Here is a 20,592-nt window from a genome sequence, read left to right as displayed (position 1 = left end):
TACTGATGATAACGATGATGACGGGGGCGACGCTGGTGGCGGTGGTGGAGGCGGTCAGCCGATGATGACGATGATGATGACGTCGACGACGGCGGCGGTCAGCCGAAGAACACCGCCGGGGAGACGTGGAACCGTTCGCTGAGCCGAGCGATGTGATCCTTATTGAGGTCCCTTTTGCCGGAGAGCACTTGTGAGACGTTGCCCTCACCGGCGAAGACATCGCTGAGGTCCTTCTGCCGGAGGTTGTGACTCTCCATGAGGTAGCGGAGGACGGTGACGGGGTCAGCGGGCGGTACAGGGTACTGTTCAGCCTCGTAGCTCTCGATGAGGAGGGTGAGCAGGTCAATGGCCTCGTCCTCCTCCGGGGTGGTGTCGGCCTTGGAGGTGAGCTCGAAGAGGGCTTCGGTGTAAGTGGCCAGCTCCTCATCGCTGTGAATGAGGTGGGGTGCACCGCGATGAATCATCTCTGCCGGGTTTGCAAGTACTGTGCTCATCTTCCGAACTCCTTATCCCAGTTAGCGGGGTTATCGTACTGCCTGTGTGTCAGAAACGACCGGATGTAAACGTGTCCCATGGTTGGTTTACCATTCCGCTCTCTGGCGTAATGAATGATCGTGACCAGACGGTAGCGGTTGTGGCGAATGTTGAAGATGACGTAACCGTCCACCGCATCCGCATCAGTGAACGTTTGTTTGACTTCCTCGAAGCTGGCCCAACGAGCTGCCCTGACGACTTGGTACCATGCGGCGATCTCCTTTGAGGCATCTGGATATTCGGTGGCCGCTTCGTTCAGGTGCTTCTGGGTCACCACATGCATGAGAACGATTATCTTTTCAAATTGAAAACTTGTCAAGTTGAAAAGTTTTGATGACCGCCGATTCTGTTTTCGGCTCCTCCTCCTCCTCCGGCACTTCGAGGAGGAGTCGGTCTTCATCTCCTAATCAAGGGAGCAGGAGTAGGTAGGCGGTGTTACGATTATCCTTATTGCTGTCAACAACTTAGCATAAGTGGGTGCAGGAGTAGGTAGGATTAGGTCGAGTAGGCCTACTTCTACTGCATCAGCTAAGTATATGATTATAATATACTTAGCTTCTTCAATGCTGCCTTACTCACTATAAGTAGGTAGAGATAGAGGGGGCTAAAGAAATATATATGCGGAACCTTAAAGCAATGTTCTCTCTGCCCCATAAGAGGAAATGGCCAACTCCTTGGCTAAACAATTCAAAATAAAGCAAATTGTGCAGAGCGCAACAACCTACTTCTGCACCTACTCCCGCAACTACTCAATATCCTGGTCATCGACTGTATACGGATCAGTAGATGGCAACGCTGAAACGGTTGGTCGCTGAGTTGAGCCTGGACAAGCTTGTGTTGAAGGACATCGCCTCGGGAATTACAGTAATCGCGCAGCGTATCGTGTTGTGCATGCGGCAGGCTCTCCCGCAAATGTTGATAAAGCCATCAAGTTGCGACCAGAACTGAATGAGGCGTCGAATAACATTATTGGCGGTTACAGATTCTTTCATTCACAACTGTCATCTTGGCTAAACGGCACTTTAGATGACGATCAAGATGCTAAATTGCTGTCGTCAAAGTCTGCCGGAGACCGCTTCGATTCACTGTGGCAGGTAGTCAAAGATTGTCTCCAAGTCGTCGTAATCGATCTAGACAAAGATGACGAAACTCAGGTAATTTTTGAGACCCTCAATGCTCGAGGGCAAGATTTGCTGCCCGCCGACCTTATAAAAAACTTCTTGTTTCGACGCGCGGCTGCCGAAGGAGTCGATGTTGAGAAACTTTATGTTGATCACTGGCAGAGATTTGAGACGGCTTGGTGGCGCAGCGAAGTAAAACAGGGACGGATAACCCGCCCCCGTATTGATGTCTTCATCAATCATTATCTCGCTATGATGATTCGTGACGAAGTTAAATCGTCGCATTTGTTTAATGAATTCAAAGCGTTCGTAGACCAGTCGGAATCGATCACTGGTTCACTCCTTACCATCCCGAAGAATCCTGCGGAACATATCGCTCAATTGTCCCGTTATGCAGATGTATTCAGGAGATTCTATGAGCCTGGAAAACACAAACGCTTGGCAACGTTCCTGATGAGGCTGGATGCCGTGGATACGACAACTGTATTCCCCTTCTTGCTTTATACCCACGCTGAGCTCGTACCAGAACAGACTACCGAATTCGATAAAGTCCTGGAACTCGTGGAGTCGTACTTAATAAGGCGCATGATCTGCAACTTGACCAGTAAGAACTACAATCGCTACTTCATTGACCTTATCCGAGTACTCGATAACAGTGGAACGATCACGGCTGCTTCAGTTGCGGAACAAATGGCCAGGAACTCCGGAGATAGCACTCGTTTCCCAGATGACAAGACCTTCCGAGCTGCCGTCACTGATCTTCCGTTGTACGGGCGGTTGTCCCAGGCCAAAGTTCGGGCCGTTCTTGAAGCCCTCGATTCGGTCGCTCTAACATCAAAGAGTGAAGCTCAGCCACTCCCGCCTGGACTAACAATCGAGCACATCATGCCACAGGCATGGACCACGCACTGGTCGCTTGTTGAAGAAGCCATTATTGATCCAGCAACGAAGAATCCTGATCCTCTCAGGAAGCAGAAAGCTGTTCAACGTCGCGATCGTTTGATCAACACCTTGGGCAATCTGACGCTAATCACAGGTAGCCTGAACCCTGCCCTGTCAAATTCATCCTGGGATATCAAGCGCCCTGAGCTTCTGAAATTCAGCAAGCTTAACTTGACTCAGTATTTTCATAGTAAAGACGCCGAAACGTGGGACGAGAGCGCGATAGAGAAACGAACGGAAAATCTCTTTGAACTACTTGGAATCGTATGGCCCGCACTTCCCGAAGTGACGGAGAATCCAGTAATCGAGGAACCAGCCGCCCTATCTGCCTGAGGTTTCGCGCTGAACTTTACGTTGGATATCTTCTGTTTTTACGGCTGTCTAGCGGACCAAGGCCATGGCGGAACAGAAGCGTATGACGGATCGGTTCGCATCAACCCTAGTGATTGCAGCCTCAATCATTGCGGCTGTGCGAGTCTTCACGCCTTCACGGTTCGGTGAGTCTCCGCGGTTCAGCGTGTCGGAGATTGCTTGTAGCGGCAGACCTTCTTTCCTCAACGTCTTGATTCGCTCAATAACAGTCTGCTCTCCTGCTCGGAATCCATATGCTTTGCGCCCTTCGCAACGGCCTTCCTTGGCTCTCATACGCTGCCGCGCACCTTTCAACTTCGCAACAATCATCGCCTTCTCATACTGGTTGATTGCGCCAAATATCTGCCGCATCCCCTGAGCTTCTCACACCCTTAATTGACGATGCCCTTGACGATCACAGCGACCAGCGGAACTCTCCAACACACCACGAGCGCAACACTTAACAGAAAAAGGCCCGGACTCGAAAGAGTCCGGGCCTTTTTCTGTTAAGGGGTGGTTAGAAGTGGTACTTGACGGAGAGCTGCATCTGACGCGGGTTGGACCGGATCGGATTGCTCTGATTGATGATGTTGCCGAATTGCTTGTCGAGGATGTTGTTCTGCGGATTGCCGAGAAACGCGCTGTTGAACAAGTTGTCGGCATCCGCGCGGAAGTTGATCTGGTGCTCGTGCCAGATGGTGAAGTCCTTGGTGACCGAAGCTCCATACGTCTGGAAGCTCGGCGCACGTTCGGAGTCGGGAGGAGCAGTGCCAAAGGTTCCAAGCGCGGGCTGACCGTAGGCGCAGATGCCGTTGTCAACGCCAGGCGTGGTGCAAGGAACTGCGGATGGGTCCGTACCGAACCAGTTGTTGATGGAGCGATTGACAACCTTCAGCGGACGATAATGATTCGCGCGCTGAGAGTTGCCGTTAACAGCCGCGTTATTATTTGAGGTGCTGATGTTGACGGGGAAGCCGGAGTAGGCGACGCCGGTCAAGCCGATCTTCCATCCGCCCACCACTTCGTCCAGAGCGAACGGCATGTTCGCACCGAACCTGCGGCCGCGGCCGAGGGGAAGATCGTAGACAAGGTTGAAGTTGATGGCGTTGCGGACGTCCTGTCCGGTGGGGCCGTATTCGTTGTGGAGGTTATAGACGTTCTCGGCGTAGGCGCTGGCTCCGCTGACGCTGGGGGCGCCGTAGAAGCCGATGCTGTTGGTCATGGCGCGGCTATAGGTGTAGTTTGCGGTGTACTGCAGACCGTGGGCCAGGCGCTGACGGAAGCTCGCCTGCAGAGCGTTGTAGTTCATCATGGCGTTGGAGTCGGTGTAGCGGATGACTCCGGTGTAGCCTACGCCGGGAGTGTCCTGGAAGGGGGACTTGGGGCACCCCGCGGGTTGTGGCTGTCCGGCGCTCGGGAACGCCTGAACGACCCCATTGAGGACGCACGGAACCTGGAGCTGGTTTCTCTGGTTGGCGGTGATGAGGTGCTGTCCGGACTCGCCCAGATAGCCGATCTGGAAGGAGGCGGTGTTGCTGATTTGGTACTCGAGGGTCAAGCTGTACTCGCCGATGAAGGCCGGCTTGATCTTCTTGTTCCAGACGTTATAGACGACACCGCTGGCTCCGCCGGTGGGGTTCGGGATTCCGAATCCACTCTGGACGTCGAAGAACTGACCGGGGGTTCCAGTCATGGCATTGGCCTGAACACCGGTGGCCTGATAGGAGCCCTGGAAGGGAAGGTTGGTGGTCATGCGGAGGTTGGCTCCGGTGCCTTCCATGAAGTTCTGGATGCCGTATCCGCCGCGGACGACCAGGCGAGGTTGTGCCTGCCAGGAGAAGCCGATACGGGGCATCACGCTGCCGTAGTAGGGATCGACGAGGGCGCGGTTGTAGCCCGCGGCCCGAGCCTGCTCCGAACCAGCGAGCAGAATGACCGAGGGGTTGTTGGGATCGATGGTCGACATCTTGTTGTTGACCTCGTAGATGGGCTGGATGTACTCGTAACGGACGCCGAGGTTGAGGGTGAGGGTTGGGGAGATCTTCCAGTCGTCCTGAGCGAAGTAAGCGTCCCGCCAGGAGCGCATTCCGACCGGTCCGGAGACGCCGCCCTTGCTGACGAAGCCGGCGCGGTTCAGGACGAAGTCGGCTCCGGTGTATCCGCCGCTAGCTCCATTCGATGTGCCGGCGCCAAGGAAGTAAAAGCCTCCGAGGGAGCCGTCGTTTCCGGGGTAGAAGTTGTTCTGTTGTTGACGCAGGAACTGGGCACCGAACTTGAAGGTGTGCCGGTTCTTGGACCACGTGAGGTTGTCTCCGTAGAGGAAGGTGTTGAGGGTGTAGTTGGTTCCAGCGTTGGAGTTGCCGATGGTGGTGAAGTCGCTCGATCCGTTGCCGGCGTTAAAGCCCTGGGGGCTGGCCGAGTTGGCCATGGTCAGGCCGGCGAATCCAGCGAACGGCTGTGCCTGAGGATTGTTGGTGCCGATGCCGAGGATGCTGTTGCCGTTCAGGCCGAACTGGCCGCTGGGATCGAGCAGGACCGCGCCGTTGTTCTGGATGCGGGTGTAGCCGGCCCGGAACTCATTGACGAGCGAGGAGCTGAACTGGTGGACTTCGTTGATGGCCACACCCCGGAAGGGAAAGGTGGGGGCGCTGTTAAAGCTGGTGATTAGAGCGCTTTGGGTTGTCTGGCCGCTGTCATCCTGCGAGTAGCGGACAAACATGTTGTCCTTCTCACTGATCTTCCAGTCGACCTTCGCATCGAACTGGTCGCCGTAGTTCCGCTGCTTCTGGAGACCGTGGTAGTTGTTCTGGGTCGGCGAACCGGGGTTTGGAGCGGCGTTGGGAAGCGGATAGAGCTCCGGGTGAGCGAAGAGGTACTGTGCTGAGGGGTTGGTGACTTGGATCTGGTTATTGGCGTAGGCGGGAAGGCCAGGCTGGGTCGCATTGTAGAGCTGAACGGTCTTGCCTGCGCCCATGATGGCCGGGTTCAGGAGCTCGGAGAAGTCGCCATTGCGCATCTTCTGGGTATAGACGCTGGCCAAGGACTCACCGCCAGAGTGGAAGCGGCCGCCCTGATAGTCGACGAAGAAGAAGAGCTTGTCCTTCAGGATGGGGCCGCCGAAGGTTCCGCCGAAGAGGTTGCGGGTGTAGGAGTTCTTCGCAACGCCGGTGAAGTTGTTTACCCAGCTATTGGCGTCGAGGTTGTAATTTCCGAGGAAGTAGAACATGCTTCCGTGCCAGTTGTTGGTTCCGCTCTTGGTCTGGTAGAGGATGTCGCCGCCGTTGACGTTGCCATACTCGGCGTTGGCGTTGGCGGAGATGACCTGGACCTGGCCGATGGCGTCGACGCTCGGGTTATAGCCGATCTGGTCGTCGAGGGTCTGGTTGATGTTCATACCGTCGAGCAGGTACTGGTTGGCCTGCTGGCGGTTGCCGTTGACGGAGACGGAGGCGTTGCTGCTGCCGCCGTTGGGGTTGTTTCCGCTAAGCGGACCGGAGACGGCCGCGTTGCTGACGAAGCTGTTGGGCTGGGTGCTGACCGAGCCGGGAAGAAACATCGTGATCGCGGTCAGGTTGCGGCTGACGAGGGGAACGTTCTCGATCGCCCGGTTATCGAGCGTGGTGGCGAGGGTAGGGTTCTCGGTGTTGAGCAGGGGAGCGATCTCGGCATCGACCGAGACCTTCTGCTCCTGGCCGGCGATGGTCAGGTGGCCGTCGATCTTGGCGTTCTGGCCGGTCTCGAGGGTGAACGGGCCATAGGTCGAGTCTCCGAAGCCGGGGGCGCTGACCGTGACCTTGTAACGGCCGATCTGCAGGAAGCGGATGTTGTAGATGCCGTCGCCGTTGGTCGTGGTGTCGGTGTTGACGCCGGTGTCCACATTGCTGGCGGTGACCTTGGCGTTGGGGACGATGGCGCCCGACGAATCGGTGACTGTACCGTTCACACTTCCGGTAATTGTTTGTGCCCAGGAGATAGCGGAACAGGCCACTAGGAGAAAGGCGGTCAGAATACTGAGAGTGATAGATCTTCGTTGCATCGGTGACTCCTCAAAATTGGTGCTTCGCAAGTATTTGCTCTACGGCTGCGCGGTTGGGCAAAGCAGCGTGCGGTGCATCTTTCCATGGCCTGTCTTCCCGGGGAGACAGGCCCAGATCCATTCGGGACTTCCGCGAAACGCTCATGAGAGCGGGCCGAAGGGAAAAGCACGAGCTCGGCAGAACCGAACTTCGCTGTATACCAACCTTTTGTTTTCTGTCTTTGACCGTAGAGGGGAATGAGTTACGCTGGGGCGGCTTTCGCTGACCCTTCCAGCGGTGCTGTTTTTACTGTGGGGGTTCCTCCTTGCAGGGGATGGCGCTGCTTTTAGCCGCGACGGCATCGGATGACGCCGACCGTGGATAAATTCGAGACCGGACTGTGAGCTTCGTTGCGATGGTCTGTCCATCGGGAACGCAAGGCCGGAGTGGATGGCATTGCGGCTGCTCCGTCGGTGGGGAAGGGATTTTAGAGAGGTACGTGCCCTTAGGCAGGACCGGCCGGGACGACGGCCTTGTACGCCTGTCAGGGGAGCCTGCCCGAACCCCATCAGGGAAGCTCGACCTGGCAGGCCGTGTAGTTGTCTGTACAACGGTACATCCAAACGTGGAACCAAAGACGTCTCCGGGCCGAACATCAGAGTCTTGAATCTAAGGCAAAACCAGGTTCTTCAAATCGAAACCGCTGTATCGACCGGCGCTGTCAGGCGCGGACCGACATGGAATGGTAGGTGGACTTGCACTTCCGCAGAGTATGAAAACGGGGGCCCTGCCGCAAAACGGCGGTCGACATGCTTCTCCTGGCTTGAGCTACCCGGGCGGGGTGAACTGGGCCAAAGCGAATCCGAACAACAAGCGGGCGAGTCGATCGCATAAGGAAATCAATTTTCATTAAAAAAACGATTGCTTCTTGAGTGATCGATTTCAAATCATCGGAAATGTTCTGTCAATGAGACGGTTGTCTCCTCTTTTGGTAGGTCAAATAACCTATATTTATCTCAATGTTTTCAATGAGATTCAATATTAATGAATGTTTGAAGGTTTATGGCGTGGAAGAGCGCCGATTTCCCACCATTTTTGCCACCAGATAGAGCGGGAAATCCCAGGGCAGCGATGAGTAGGGAGAAGGCTAGGGCTCGGCCGGGATCCCCGGCCCAGGCGACGGCCGCGATGGGGACGATGTAGGTAAGCATGGCTTTTGCCGCGCTTCTGCAGATGCTTGGGATCAATCGGTAGAAAGGCCTCGAATTTCGGTTCGAGGCTTTCGGCTTCTGACTTTATTTTAGCAACGTGCAGCAAACTGATCGGCAACTATATCTCCTTTGTATTTAGCCACTTAAGGCGTTAAGCGACTTGACAGCTTTCTTAGAAGGGCGGAGTGCCTGACGCACCTCTATTTTCTGGAGAAGGTGACGCGGAGGCCGCCGAAGATATTGAATGGAGCGCCGGGGGCGAGGAAGGTGGTGTTGCGGAGAGGGTAGTCGCCTCCCGATCCGGGAGCGGGAGGGAAGGGGCGAGCGATGAAGTGGCCGCTGTCGTCGTAGGGGGTGGTTCCGAGCTGAGCAGCGGTGGAGTAGTGGGAGTCGAACAGATTGTTCATCTGGAGGAAGGCTTCGAAGTGGGAGTTGAAGGTGTAGCGTGCTCCCAGGTTGGCTACACCGTACGCGGGGGAGCTTCCGGAGCCGAGATAGTAGACGCCGTCGGGCTGGTCCTGATTGTTCTCGTTGCCGCGGGCGAAGGAGCTGGAGACCGCGATGATGTTGAGGTCGATGAGCCATTTCGAAGTCGGCTTGTAGTCGGCGAAGACCTTGAGGACGTGCTGCGGCGTCTGGGGAATGCGGTCGCCGGGCGTTATGGTGATATCCCCATCGGTTCCGGGAAAGCCGTCAAGGCTGCTGTCGTTGGAGCTGTTGCTTCCACCATTCACGACCTGGGGAGATTGATAGGTTGCGTCGAGGAAGGTGTATCCGCCGCCGAGGGCGAGATGGGGGAGCTGTCCACTGAGGTTGAGCTCGACTCCCTGTCTGCGGGTCTTGCCGAAGTTGAGGAAGTAGCCGAAGCCGGTTTGCTCGGACGCGACGAAGAGGAGGTCGTTGGAGTTTTCGCCGCGGAAGTAGCCCGCGCTCCAGGAGAGATGACTTTGTGAGCTGCTGCGGATGCCAGCCTCTACGGTTCGGCTGACGACCTGGTGGAGCGGGGGATCGTCGACGAGCGCGTTGGGCAGGTTGCAGGGGAAGTCGGGATTGGCGCAGCCGAGCTCGATGGAGGTGGGAGCGCGACTGGCTTCGCTGTAGTTGGCGTAGAGGCTGATGAGAGAGGAGGCGCGCCAGGTAGCGCCGATGGCTGGGTTGAAACGCTGAAAGACGTAGCTGCCGTTGAGCGAGCCTCGGCCGGGCGTATCGGGAGGCAGGCGGTCGATGTTTTCGACGGCGGTGCGGTTGTAGCGGCCTGAGGCGGTGATGGACCAGCGGTCGAGGGTGAGGGTATCGGTGAGATAGAAGGCAGGAGTGTTTACGGTGCCGTGGAGCTGGACGCGGGTGTCGTAGGGCTCGTCGTCCTGCATGGTGGAGCCATCCGCGAAGGCGTCTACCGGGGTGATGGAGACGCCGTCGCTGCTGAGGTAGCCGAGCTGGGATGCCTGCTGGTAGCTGAGGCCGCTGTGATCCCAGGCGGCTCCGACGGAGAGAAGGTTGCGAGCGGTGCGCCAGGAGAGCAGGCCGGTGAGGCCGTAGTTGTTCTGCTGGGTGCGGGTGTTGGTGATGATGCCGGTGCAGCTTTCGGAGGGCTCATCTTTTTCCAGTGCCCGGGCGATGCACTTCCAGTAGGGATAGGGCTCGGTGGCGGGATTGCCGGTGGCGGGAAAGCCGCTGTATCCGGCGGCCTGGAGCGCGGTGATGTCGGAGGCGTTGAGATTGTAGAGGGACTGATCGAAGGACTCGTCGTTGATATCGCCGTTGGTGGTGTCGGAGCGGACGTGGCGGAAGTAGAGATTTCCGGAGAGCGACCAGTGGTCGCTGATCTGGCGATTGGCGTTGAGGGTGAGGGAAGGGGAGTGATCCCAGAGGGTGTCGGGGACGGAGTAGACGCTGGTGTAGTCCTTCTTGAGGAAACGGAAGTCCTGAAGGCCGTTGCCGGTGAGCCAGTTGATGGCGTAGGCCCCGGAGAGGGAGATGCTGGTCTTTTCGCGATTCCAGCGAAGTTTTGCGAAGGACTGCCTGACTTCGGAGGGCGAGAACTGCCGCCAGCCATCTTCACGAAAGTAGTTTCCCGCGGCAAACCAGTCGAGGTCTCTGCCGTTGGAGCCACCGTATTCGCCTTCGACGGAGCGACGGCCGAAGGCGCCACCGACGGCCTGTACGGTGAGGCCTCGATTGCTGGAGCCGTCCTTGGTTCTGACGGCGATGGCTCCGCCGAGCGTGTTGAGGCCAAAGACGGGGTTGGAGCCGGGGATCAGCTCCATGTCCTGAATGGCGACTTTCGGGATGAGATCCCACGAGACGACGTCTCCGAAGGGCTGATTTTGCCGGACGCCGTCGAGATAGACGGAGAGACCCTGGGGCGTACCGAGGAGCGGGGAGGCGGTGTAGCCGCGATAGTTGATGTCGGGCTCGAAGGGATTGCCGGCGTTCTCGTTGACGTAGACGCCGTTGAGGCGCTTGTTGATAGCGTCGGAGAGGTCGAGCGCGTTGGTGTTGCGCATATCTTCGGCGGTGAGGGACTGCACGGGGAGTGGCGTCTGTTCGCGAGAGAGGCTCTCATTGCCGATGGGAGTGGGAGTGATGACGGCGACGGCGGTGGTGACGCTCTGCAGCTTGAGCGCGACCTGGCGGGTAAGGGGGGCGGTGCTTTGGATGTCGAGCTCGATGCGTTCGGTGGCGAAGCCGTTGCGGGAGATCTCGAGACGATAGCTGCCGAAGGGGAGGTCGTGTGCGGTCCATAGGCCTTGCGCGTTGGTCTGGGTGGAGATGTTTACGGAGGTGGAGAGGCCGGAGAGGATGCAGCGGGCGCGAAGGGCGGCTCCGGAGGGATCGGTGATCTGAAGGCGGATCTCTCCGCGACCTGAAGCCGTGGGCGCTGGCTGGTTGAGTTGCGCGTGGGCAAAGATGTTGACGAACAAGAGCAGCGAAGCAAGGGTACGGAGAGCCATGTCACCTTCGGCAGTGGAATATTGAGCTTGTTGGTTGAAGCGAGAGGAACGTCTCTGATGGAATATTCCCCCTGCAGCAGTTTTGTTCAGGCTTTTTTTGAGGGGCATGTGTGTGACGGTGCCGCGGGACGGTTGACAGAGCAGGAGACAGATTCCTAGGATGAGGCGGTGAGACGGCTCAGAGAGATTCGATATGTCCGGTAGGCCCGGTAGTCCCGCAAGTCCCGCTCAGGATTTTGGCGTATTAGAGAGGGCGGACTGCGTAGCGGATGCGGCGGTTCTGGAGGAGGAGGTTCTTCATCTCCACGACCTGTTTCGGGTTCGTCTGTTTCGCTATGCGATCTCGCTTGGTCTGAAGGTGCATGATGCGGAGGACGTGATCCAGGAGGTCTTTCTGGCCTTGTATCGGCACCTGCAGGATGGGAGGTCGCGCAGCAATCTTCCGGGATGGGTGTTTCGCGTGACGCATCATCTTGCGCTGAAGCGAAGGACCCGATATCGAATGGAGGATCGCGCCGATGAGAGTGGGCGATACAGCCTGGAATCGGGATCGGCGCCGAATCCTGAAGAAGAGGTGATCTTCAATGAGCGGCAGGTGAGGCTGCGCCGGGCGTTCGAGGCGCTTCCGGAGACGGACCGGCTGTGCCTGCAACTGCGCGCGGAGGGCCTGAAGTACAGGGAGATCTCGGAGGTGCTGGGGATCTCGCTGGGGCACGTGGCGAATTGCCTGGGACGGTCGCTGACCCGGCTGCGAAGAAGTGAAGGAGGTGGCCCGTGCGAAGCGGCGTCGATCACCTGTCGGAGGTAGAGCTGATTCGCTATCTGGATGGCGAGATGAGCTCGAGCGAGAGAGAGCTTGCGAGTCATCACCTGGAAGGGTGCGAGGAGTGCCGCGCCGGTCTGGCGGAGACTCTGGAGATTGGCGAGGAGCTGAAGGCCAGCGACATGGGGAACTCGCGCGCGGCTGCGAATGGGGAGCAGGCTCACATGTTGTTGCGAGCGAAGCTGGCGGAGGCGAGGGGAGCAGAGGTGGGGTCGCTGGGGGATCGGGTTCGAAGTTTTGTAAGAACGAGGCTGTCGCTGAGCTACATCTACGGAGTCGCTGCTTTTGCGGGGGTGGTTGCTGTGATCTTCGGGCTGCCGGGGCTGCATCGCTCGGTCGCGGATATCGCGGTTTCGCTGCCGAATCGCGCTTTGACGCCGGGAATGACGCACACCGTGAGCTTGCAGGATATTTGTGCCGCGGGAGACGAGGATCTGGATCCCGCGGTTCCTTACTCGCGGCAGGAGGCGGTGTTTCGTGAGTACGGAATCTCGATCGATCATTCCGCGAAGGACTTCCAGGTGGACTATCTGATCAGCCCGCAGCTGGGCGGAACGGATGATGTTCGCAACCTGTGGCCGCAGTCCTACAGCGAGACGAGGTGGAACGCTCGCGCGAAGGACGCGCTGGAGCGCCACCTATCCCGGATGGTGTGCGAGAAGAAGATCGATCTGGCCGAGGCGCAGCGCGAGATTGCGACGAACTGGATCGCAGCGTACCAGAAATATCTTGGGACGAGCAGACCTGGCTGATGGTTATTTCAGCACGACGATTCCCCATGGACCTTGCCCGGCGTTGACCTTTTTTACGACGGCGTTGGTTGCGAGATCGACGGCACTGACGTCGTTGGATGGACCGTTGGCGGAGTAGAGAGTCTTGCCGTCGGGGGAGAGAGCGATTCCCCAGGGACGGCGGCCGACCTCGATCGATCCAAGGACCTTGTTGGTCGCGGTGTCGACGGTAAAGACCATGCGGCCACGGCCGGTGCTGACGTAGAGTTTGTCCCCGTCGGGCGAGAGCAGAACCGACATAGGCTTGACCAGGCCGGGTTTTCCAAGCTGGATGGTTTTGACGACTTTGTGCAGCTTCGTGTCGACCAGCACGACGGTGCCGTCGTTCTCGGCGTTGATGTAGGCGTGTTTGCCGTCGGGCATGAAGGCAATGGAGCGGGGGCGGTGCCCGACCTTGAAGGTGGCGACGATCTTTCCGGCTGCGGGATCGAGCACGGCGATCTCGCTGGTCTCTTCGGAGGTGACGTAGACCTGCTTACCGTCGGGGGTGGCCTTTACGCCTTCGGGCTGGGCGCCGATCGTGAGGGTTTTGACGATGGTGCCGGAGGCGATGTCGATGATGCTGACGGCCGAGATGTCTTCGTTGGAGATGTAGAGCTGCTTGCCGTCCTGGCTGACGTCGAAGTTCTCGGGATCAGAGCCGCCGGGGATGATCTTGACGAGCTTTCGCTGCGCGACGTCGAAGATTCCGATGCCGTCGGCGCTCTTGTCGGGCGGCGGCAGGGTGCTCTCGTCGACGTCGGGACCGGCGATGGGGGTTCCGCTCAAAGCGACATAGAGAGTCTTTTCGTCGGGGCTCGAGTGAATTCCGCGCGGACGTTTTCCGAGCGGCACGGTGGCGAGAAGGTTGAAGTTGCCGCTGTCGATGACGCTGAGATCGCCGGAGACCTCGTTGGTGACGTAGATCTTTGGGGCGCCGGATTCGGCGGGGGCTGCTGCTGCGGGAGCTTCGGCCTGCGGGGCCGGCTGCGTTTTGCAGGCGATCAGTGAAAACGTGGAGAGCGTGCAGCCCAGCATCAACGCGAAGCTCAGTGTGTTGCGCATTCGTTACTTCCCCTTGTAGTTGAAATCGACAACCGCGTGCTGCTGCGGGCTAATGGTGATCTGCTGTTGCTGCGTTCCCAGTTTCTCCTGCCATACGGTGAGGGTATAGGTTCCGGGAGGAAGATTGGGGATGGTGAAGACTCCGGCGTCGTTGGAGACCGAGAAGAAAGGATGGTCGAGGACTCCAATGTAAGCGTGCATCCAGCCATGGATGTTGCACTTTACCGGGATCATGATCTCGGGCTTGAGGAACTTGCGGTGAAGCGGAGGGTCTCCTGGACCCTGGCTGTGATTCCATGCGCGATTGAGTTCGGCCATGGGATGGATGTTGTGCGTGACGGGGTCGGAGTTGACGATGTCGACCGGTTGGTTGACCTGGACTCCAAGGATGCGAGGGTGAAACCAGCAACCCTTCTGATCGATGACGACGGCCTGGGAGGGGACGGGGAAGTTTTTCCCTTCGAGGCCCTGGCTGATGTAGACGAACGCATTGGCGAGCAGGCCGCCGCGAGCCCCCATCAGGGATTCGTCGTAGGCCTTGACGTGGTGAGCGGCGCCGCAGGCGGGATCTTCACTCATGTCGATCAGTTGGCGAGGCGGAAGCTTTCCGGTGAAGCGCACGGTTCCGGTGATGGCGCCCGCGGTGGCGGGATCGACCTTGAAGAGCGGAGCTGCGGGCTTTTGCTCGGCGGTTGTCGCAGGCGGCGACGTGGGCTTTTGCGAGCAGCCGGTCGCAAGGACGATGGATCCGAGAGAGAGAAGCGCGAGGGTTCGAAGGCTCGAGGTCATAGCGTGTCTATTCATTGGCGGCAGGGTCCTTGGCAGCAGTGTCCTTGGCGGGAGGGCCGACATTCGGAGGTATATCACCCGTAAGGGATTTGAGGAACTCGACAAGGTCTGCACGGTCCTGGCCGGAGAGATGAATGGTTTTGATCTCTTTATCGAGATAGGGGTTGGAGTTTCCGCCGCCGGCGTAGAAGTCGACTACCTCGCGCAGGGTGCGAAGACTTCCGTCGTGCATGTAGGGAGCGGTGTTCGCGATGTTTCGCAGCGTAGGGGTTTTGAAGGCGCCTCGGTCAGTATCAATTTGAGTTTGATGATAGCGGCCGGGATCGGCGAAGGTGCTGCCATCTTCGCCTACGCCCTGGCCGAGGTTGTGGAATTTGCCGTCGGTGAAGAGAGCGTATTGCGGGCTGACGGTGTGGCAGGCGGCGCAGTTGCCCTTGCCGGGATTGATAAAGATCGCGAAGCCTCTGACCTGTTGCGGAGTGAGAGCGGTCTTGTCGCCTCCGTACTGATAACGGTCGAACGCCGAGTTGCCGGACAGGATGGTTCGCTCAAAGCTGGCGAGCGCCTTCTCGATTCTTTTGAGGGTGATGTCTTCGGTGCCGAAGGCCTTGCGGAACATGGCGGGGTAGACGGGATCGCGGTTGAGCTTGGAGACCGAGACCTCGTGCGACTGGTTCATCTCGATGGGGTCGGCGATGGGGCTGGCTGCCTGTTCCTCGAGGGTCAATGCGCGTCCGTCCCAGAACTGAAACGTCTGATAGGCGACGTTGAGCAGGGTTGGGGCGTTGCGGATTCCAGTCTCTCCTCCGACGCCCCTGGAGAATTTGAGGCCATCGGTGAAATGGAACCTGGGGTTGTGACAGCTCGCGCAGGCAAGCGTGTCGTCTTTTGACAGGCTGGGGTCGTAGAACAGGCGCTGCCCGAGGGCGATGGTCTCCGCAGTGGGGGGATTGTCTGGCGGGATCGGGACGGGAGGCAGTCCAAGGGGAGCCTGGATGTGGACCGAAGCTCCGATGGGCCTGTCGGGGATGGATTTTTTGCAGCCCGCCGGCAGCAGTAGAGAAGCGAGAGCCGGAAGGAAGAGGAGGAGAGAGCTAGCCGGTATGGCGCGAAGAGAGAACAGGGAGGGGGCCTGTGTCTCGATTCTTCTCATAAGCGCCGCATACCGGGTCATAGACCTCTCCAGCTTAGCCGGTATGGCGCGAGTCTGCAGGAGACGGTGGTGGTGGGACATCGGTGCAGTAAGCCGAGGACGTTGGTGAGGACTTCCTGGAAGGAGGGGACTCGATTGGCGGCAGGAGTCTTGTCCTCGGGAAGATTGTCCGGAGCGGAATTAAAGTTGACAGCTTCGAAGCTGCGTCGGTAGGATGCTCTCGAAATGAGACGTCTCATAATTAGCCGGTCCAGCTCGGAACTCCGCCCGCTTTCTCGACATAGCTGCAGTGGTTCACTCGATTTAATACCAGATTCCATGAGGATCGCTTCCATGAAGGCAGGCAGGCACCCTGTATCTCCCGCCCTGTTGCGCAAGGCTGTTCTATCGTTTGCCGGTGTTCTGAGCTGCGGGCTGTTGGCGACGGGCTTTGCCGTTGGGCAGTCGACGCAATCGCCGGAGTGGACGACGAGCAGCTATAGCCCGTCGCGTGACGCCTGGCAGAGGGATGAGACGAAGATCACATCCCGGAATGCGGGCAAGATCCAGATGCTGTGGAAGCTGAAGACCGATAACAAGACGATGGGAATGCAGTCGTTCCGCGAGCCGCTGATCGTCTCTGGGGTGAAGACCGCGAAGGGGTCGGAGACGGTTGCGATCTTTGCGGGAAGCTCGAACGATGTGTATGGGATCGACGCGGATACCGGGACGCTGGTATGGCAGAAGAAATTGAAATGGGCATCGAGCCAGCCGCAGGAAGCCGGCGAAGGCCAGGGCTTCATCTGCACGAATGCGCTGAGTGCAACGCCTGTAATCAGTCCGCCTGACGCGAAGGAGCGGGTGCTCTACGTCATGACGACCGATGGTTATCTGCGATTGATGGACCCCGCCACCGGAGAGGAGAAGGAAGCCCCGGTGCAGATGCTGCCCAACGTCTATGGGAAGCCCTACGGTCTGAACCTGGTGAACGGCGTGGTTTATACGATTACCGGGCAGGGATGCGGCGGCGTACCGAACGTCCTTTATGCCTACAACACCGTCACGAAGAAGGTGACATTGTCTTCGCCTCCGCAGGGCGGGTTGTGGGGAACGGCGGGTCCGGCGATCGGAACAGACGGCACGATCTACTTCGAGTCCGGCGATCACCCGTACGATGCAAAGGCGGGGCTGCTCTCGACAAGCTTTCAGGCCTACACGTTTTCGAACGACACCCTGACGCTGAAGGATTACTTCACGCCATCGAATTACGAATGGCTGACCAAGCGCGATCTCGATATGAATACGACGCCGGTGGTCTTTCCTTACAAGGGACGCGATCTTCTGGTGGGCGGAGGAAAAGAAGGACGGTTTTATCTTCTCGACAGCAAATCGATCGGTGGAGCCGATCATCAGACACCGCTTTTCCGTTCGGAGTTGATCGCGAACGCGAATGTGAACTTCCAGACGGAGGGGACGTGGGGAAGTTTTGCGGCCTGGAAGGATGAAGGCGGCACTCAATGGGTGCTGGCCCCCAACGGCGGACCGACGACGGTGAAGTTCCCGATCAATTATGGGGAGACACCGAATGGCGGAATCATTGCGTTCAAGGTGGAAGAGAAAGATGGGAAGACCGTACTGGCGAATGCATGGCAGTCGCGCGACATGTTGACGGCTGAGCCTCCCGTAGTTGCGAATGGCCTGGTGTTTGTGCTGGCTGGAGGAGAGTTTACGGGCCAGACGAACGAGGTCGAGGGCGGTCTTTATTCGGCAGAGGACAGGATCAAGCGCTCCGTTCCTGCGAAGCTGTACGTGCTTGATGCAAAGACAGGCAAAGAGCTTTATTCAAGCGGGAACGAGATCGCCTCTTTTCTTCACCAGGCTGGCCTTTCTGTCGCAGGGGGACGCATTCTGTTTGGAACCTTCGACGGAACGGTCTACTGCTTCGGCACTAAATAACGCTGCATCGGGATCACTTTGAGGAAGTCTGCAGATGAAGAGATGGCTTGGCCTTTCAATCGGTTTTTCGTTTGCCGCGGCATTAGGCTGCGTCACGTCGGCAGGTGCACAGGCGCTGGGCAACTGGAGTTCGCCGCGGAATGATATGGCGCACAGCGGCTGGCAGAAGTCCGAGAACATTATGACCAAGGAGAATCTCTCGGGAAAGTTCAAGCTGCTTTGGAAGATCAAGCTTGGAACGACGCCGGGCAAGGATTCCATGTCGTACAGTGAGCCGCTTCTGGTTCCTCGCCTGATCAATGCACGGGGCTTCAAGGATTTCGCGCTCTGGGCAGGCCCGGAGGATCTCTTTGCGGTGGACTCGGAGCTGGGAACGCTGCTGTGGACGAAGCACTTCGACGTGAAGCCTTCGCCGTGCGGCGCGACGAACCTGACCGCGGTTGCGGAAGCTCCGGTGGTCATCAACTTCAGGGCGCGACGTGCGCCGGGTACGCCTCCGCCTGTTCCTCGGCCGCCGACGAAGGCTTCCGAGCGTCACATAGGCGTATCGCCGGGAGGCGGAGGGTTCGGGATAAAGGGTATTTATGTTCTTACGGGCGACGGCTATCTCCACGAGCAGGTGGTTGCGACGGGGGCGGATTTCGCGCCCGCGGTCAAATTTCTTCCGGGGCCGACGGGAGTTTCAGGCGGATTGAGTCTGGACGGAAAGACCATGTACACGGCAAGTCGCGCGGGTTGCGCTGGAGTCGAGAACGCTGTCTGGGCTTTGAATATGGGCGCAACCGATTATCCGGTGGCGAGCTACAAGACGGGCTCGGTCGCTCCTTTGATTGCGATGGGACCGACAGTATCTGACGGTGTAGCCTATGCTGTGACGGGCGCTGGCAAAGCAGATGCGGCAGGAGAGGTGCACGCCAACAGCATTGTGGCGCTCGATGCGACTGCGAAGGTGAAGGACTGGTACACGCCGGCCGGGGCCGGGAGCCTTGAGAACGTGACTCCGGTGGCGTTTACGTATAACCAGAAGAAGGTGCTTGTCGCTCCAGGAAAAGACGGCAGCTATGTTCTGCTGGATGCGGCATCGCTCGGCGGTGCGGATCATCAGACGGCGCTGGCTTGCACCCCGCCAGTATCGAAGGCAAAGGCGGGTTCGATTGCCGCTCTCGCGAGCTGGCAGGATGGGGAAGCGACATGGGTGCTGGCCTCGGTGCCTGGACCGCTGAAGGACGCGGCGAAGTTTGCCAACAGCAATCGAGCGGCGCCGCACGGAAGCATCGTTGCCTTCAAGGTGGAAGAGAGCGCAGGGAAGACGACGCTGGTTCCGGCGTGGGTTTCGCGGGACCTCGTCAATCCTGCTCCGCCGGTGGTTGCGAACGGGATGGTAATTGCGCTTTCGCAGGGAGATGCGTCCACGCATGCGACGTTGTACGTGCTGGATGCGACGAGCGGCAAGGAGCTGTATTCAAGCGGCGATGCGGTGAGCACGTATGCGCATGGGGCCGGAGTCGCAGTGGGCGATGGTCATGCGTTCTTTGTCACCCACGACAATACGATGTACTCCTTCGGAATAGGAATGGAGCACTAACAGAAAGAGTTGCGGCAGAAACGTTGTCCGGGTCCTACGACTGTGATGGTGGGATGGGTGCAGGCGTGGATTTCGGGAGAGCCACCGAAGTTTTTACAGATAAGGAAAGTGTCTGAGATGCTTAATCGATCGCGCGTAGAAGAGGTAGTCAACGCAACTGGTGGAGTTTTAAGGCTGGCGCCGTGCTGGGTTCCCCGCTCCTTTATGATTCCCGGCAGGCGTCTGAAGCTTCACCCCGACGATCTATATGCCTTTGGAGGCCATCGGGGGGGCATCAACGAGCGTTGGTTCTCGTCGACGACGAAGGCATCCAACGGAGCCGCGACCCTTCCCGACGAGGGACTGAGCTATATCAATCCGGGCAAGGGCGAGAAGTTTCTGCTGAAGGATGCGGTGGAGGCTGCCGGAGACGTGATCCTCGGCGGCAAGGTGATGGAGCGTGAAGGCGGATGGAACCTGTTGTGCAAGTTCTTCGACAACATGGGCCCGATTCCGCATCACATGCACCAGACCGATGAGTTTGCGAAGCTGGTTGGCCAGAAGGGTAAGCCGGAGGCGTATTACTTCCCGCCACAGTACAACCAGATTCAGAATAATTTTCCGCATACGTATATGGGGTTGGAGCCCGGAACGACGAAGGATGATATTCGTCGGTGTCTCAAGCGGTGGAATCAGGGTGACAACGGAATTCTTGCGTACGCGCGCGCATATCGATTGATTCCGGGCGAGGGGTGGCAGATCGATCCGGGCATTCTTCATGCTCCGGGATCGCTGGTGACCTATGAGCCGCAGGTGAACAGCGATGTGTTCGCGATGTTCCAGTCTGAGGTGGAAGGACGCATCGTTGATTGGGAGCTACTGGTTAAGGATGTGAAGCCGGAGTTCAGCAAGGACATCGATTACCTGATCAGCATGCTCGATTGGGATGCCAATATTAATCCCGAGTTTGCGAAGAGCAACAAGACCTTCCCGAAGGCGGTGCGGCCGGAGGAGGAGATGAAGGACCAGGGTTACCGCGAGGTGTGGGTAACCTATGGCACGCCGTTCTACTCCGCCAAAGAGCTGACCGTGCTGCCGAATCGGAGTGTGACGATTAAAGACGGCGAGGCTTATGGCGTGATTGTGACGCAGGGGCATGGACGTTTGGGCGGGCAGACGGTTTCCACGCCGTCGATGATTCGCTTTGGCGAGATGACGGAAGATGAGGTCTTCGTTACGGCTGCGACTGCGCAGGGAGGCATCGTGGTGGAGAACCTCAGCTCGACCGATCCTCTGGTTATGCTGAAGCACTTTGGCCCGGGGAATCCAGACGCCGCTCCTCTGGTGAAGAAGTAAGGAATTTT

Annotated in this window: 14 protein-coding genes; 6 read left to right on the top strand and 8 right to left on the bottom strand. The window is 58.3% G+C overall.

Annotated features, from left to right (window positions below; all coding sequences use genetic code 11):
* Positions 1 to 98: 98 nt before the first annotated feature.
* Both BDD14_RS12295 and BDD14_RS12290 read right to left on the bottom strand, forming a co-directional pair.
* Complete coding sequence (locus BDD14_RS12295; protein WP_130419061.1) at positions 99 to 494, bottom strand: helix-turn-helix domain-containing protein; 396 nt, start codon at positions 492 to 494, stop codon at positions 99 to 101.
* Entirely contained in the window at positions 491 to 817 is a 327-nt protein-coding gene (locus tag BDD14_RS12290) for a type II toxin-antitoxin system HigB family toxin (protein WP_165420046.1), read from the bottom strand. The genes BDD14_RS12295 and BDD14_RS12290 overlap by 4 nt, the downstream gene beginning before the upstream one ends.
* Positions 818 to 1,421: 604 nt before the next feature.
* Between BDD14_RS12290 and BDD14_RS12285 the strand changes: the two genes are divergently transcribed.
* Entirely contained in the window at positions 1,422 to 2,930 is a 1,509-nt protein-coding gene (locus BDD14_RS12285) for a DUF262 domain-containing protein (RefSeq protein WP_130419059.1), read from the top strand.
* Between the two features lie 48 nt (positions 2,931 to 2,978).
* Here BDD14_RS12285 and BDD14_RS12280 read toward each other — a convergent pair whose 3' ends face one another.
* The 3 genes from BDD14_RS12280 to BDD14_RS12270 form a co-directional block, all read right to left on the bottom strand.
* A complete protein-coding gene (locus BDD14_RS12280) occupies positions 2,979 to 3,320 on the bottom strand; it encodes a serine integrase family protein (RefSeq protein ID WP_130419058.1) in 342 nt (113 codons plus the stop codon).
* A gap of 145 nt (positions 3,321 to 3,465) precedes the next feature.
* Positions 3,466 to 6,984, bottom strand: coding sequence for a TonB-dependent receptor (locus BDD14_RS12275; protein WP_130419057.1), 3,519 nt, complete (start codon positions 6,982 to 6,984; stop codon positions 3,466 to 3,468).
* 1,391 nt (positions 6,985 to 8,375) lie between these two features.
* Entirely contained in the window at positions 8,376 to 11,129 is a 2,754-nt protein-coding gene (locus tag BDD14_RS12270; protein ID WP_130419056.1) for a TonB-dependent receptor, read from the bottom strand.
* A 193-nt stretch (positions 11,130 to 11,322) separates the two neighbouring features.
* Between BDD14_RS12270 and BDD14_RS12265 the strand changes: the two genes are divergently transcribed.
* Together BDD14_RS12265 and BDD14_RS12260 are read left to right on the top strand one after the other, a co-directional pair.
* Complete coding sequence (locus BDD14_RS12265) at positions 11,323 to 11,937, top strand: RNA polymerase sigma factor (protein WP_130419055.1); 615 nt, start codon at positions 11,323 to 11,325, stop codon at positions 11,935 to 11,937.
* Complete coding sequence (locus BDD14_RS12260) at positions 11,904 to 12,704, top strand: anti-sigma factor family protein (RefSeq protein WP_130419054.1); 801 nt, start codon at positions 11,904 to 11,906, stop codon at positions 12,702 to 12,704. The genes BDD14_RS12265 and BDD14_RS12260 overlap by 34 nt, the downstream gene beginning before the upstream one ends.
* A 3-nt stretch (positions 12,705 to 12,707) precedes the next feature.
* On the opposite strand, the gene BDD14_RS12255 is transcribed toward BDD14_RS12260, so the two are convergent.
* The 3 genes from BDD14_RS12255 to BDD14_RS12245 are packed head-to-tail and all read right to left on the bottom strand — an operon-like array spanning position 12,708 to position 15,750.
* Positions 12,708 to 13,787: a YVTN family beta-propeller repeat protein gene (locus tag BDD14_RS12255; RefSeq protein WP_130419053.1), complete on the bottom strand. Its 1,080-nt coding sequence runs from the start codon at positions 13,785 to 13,787 to the stop codon at positions 12,708 to 12,710.
* Between the two features lie 3 nt (positions 13,788 to 13,790).
* Positions 13,791 to 14,591, bottom strand: a complete 801-nt coding sequence (locus BDD14_RS12250; RefSeq protein ID WP_242617907.1) for a carboxypeptidase regulatory-like domain-containing protein — start codon at positions 14,589 to 14,591, stop codon at positions 13,791 to 13,793.
* The gene (locus BDD14_RS12245; RefSeq protein ID WP_242617906.1) at positions 14,584 to 15,750 is read right to left on the bottom strand and encodes a cytochrome-c peroxidase; all 1,167 of its coding nucleotides are present in this window, start codon (positions 15,748 to 15,750) and stop codon (positions 14,584 to 14,586) included. Before BDD14_RS12245 ends, BDD14_RS12250 begins: the two co-directional genes overlap by 8 nt.
* Positions 15,751 to 16,062: 312 nt before the next feature.
* On the opposite strand from BDD14_RS12245, the gene BDD14_RS12240 reads away from it, so the two are divergent.
* The 3 genes from BDD14_RS12240 (at position 16,063) to BDD14_RS12230 (ending at position 20,584) form a co-directional block, all read left to right on the top strand.
* A complete protein-coding gene (locus BDD14_RS12240) occupies positions 16,063 to 17,664 on the top strand; it encodes an outer membrane protein assembly factor BamB family protein (RefSeq protein ID WP_165420043.1) in 1,602 nt (533 codons plus the stop codon).
* A gap of 34 nt (positions 17,665 to 17,698) precedes the next feature.
* Positions 17,699 to 19,249, top strand: coding sequence for a hypothetical protein (locus BDD14_RS12235; RefSeq protein ID WP_130419051.1), 1,551 nt, complete (start codon positions 17,699 to 17,701; stop codon positions 19,247 to 19,249).
* 117 nt (positions 19,250 to 19,366) lie between these two features.
* Positions 19,367 to 20,584, top strand: a complete 1,218-nt coding sequence (locus BDD14_RS12230) for a cupin domain-containing protein (protein WP_130419050.1) — start codon at positions 19,367 to 19,369, stop codon at positions 20,582 to 20,584.
* Positions 20,585 to 20,592 lie beyond the last annotated feature (8 nt).

The organism is Edaphobacter modestus (assembly GCF_004217555.1).
In the GTDB taxonomy this organism is placed as follows: domain Bacteria; phylum Acidobacteriota; class Terriglobia; order Terriglobales; family Acidobacteriaceae; genus Edaphobacter; species Edaphobacter modestus.
Note: the sequence above shows the minus strand (reverse complement) of the source record. Positions and strands in the feature narration are given on the sequence as shown.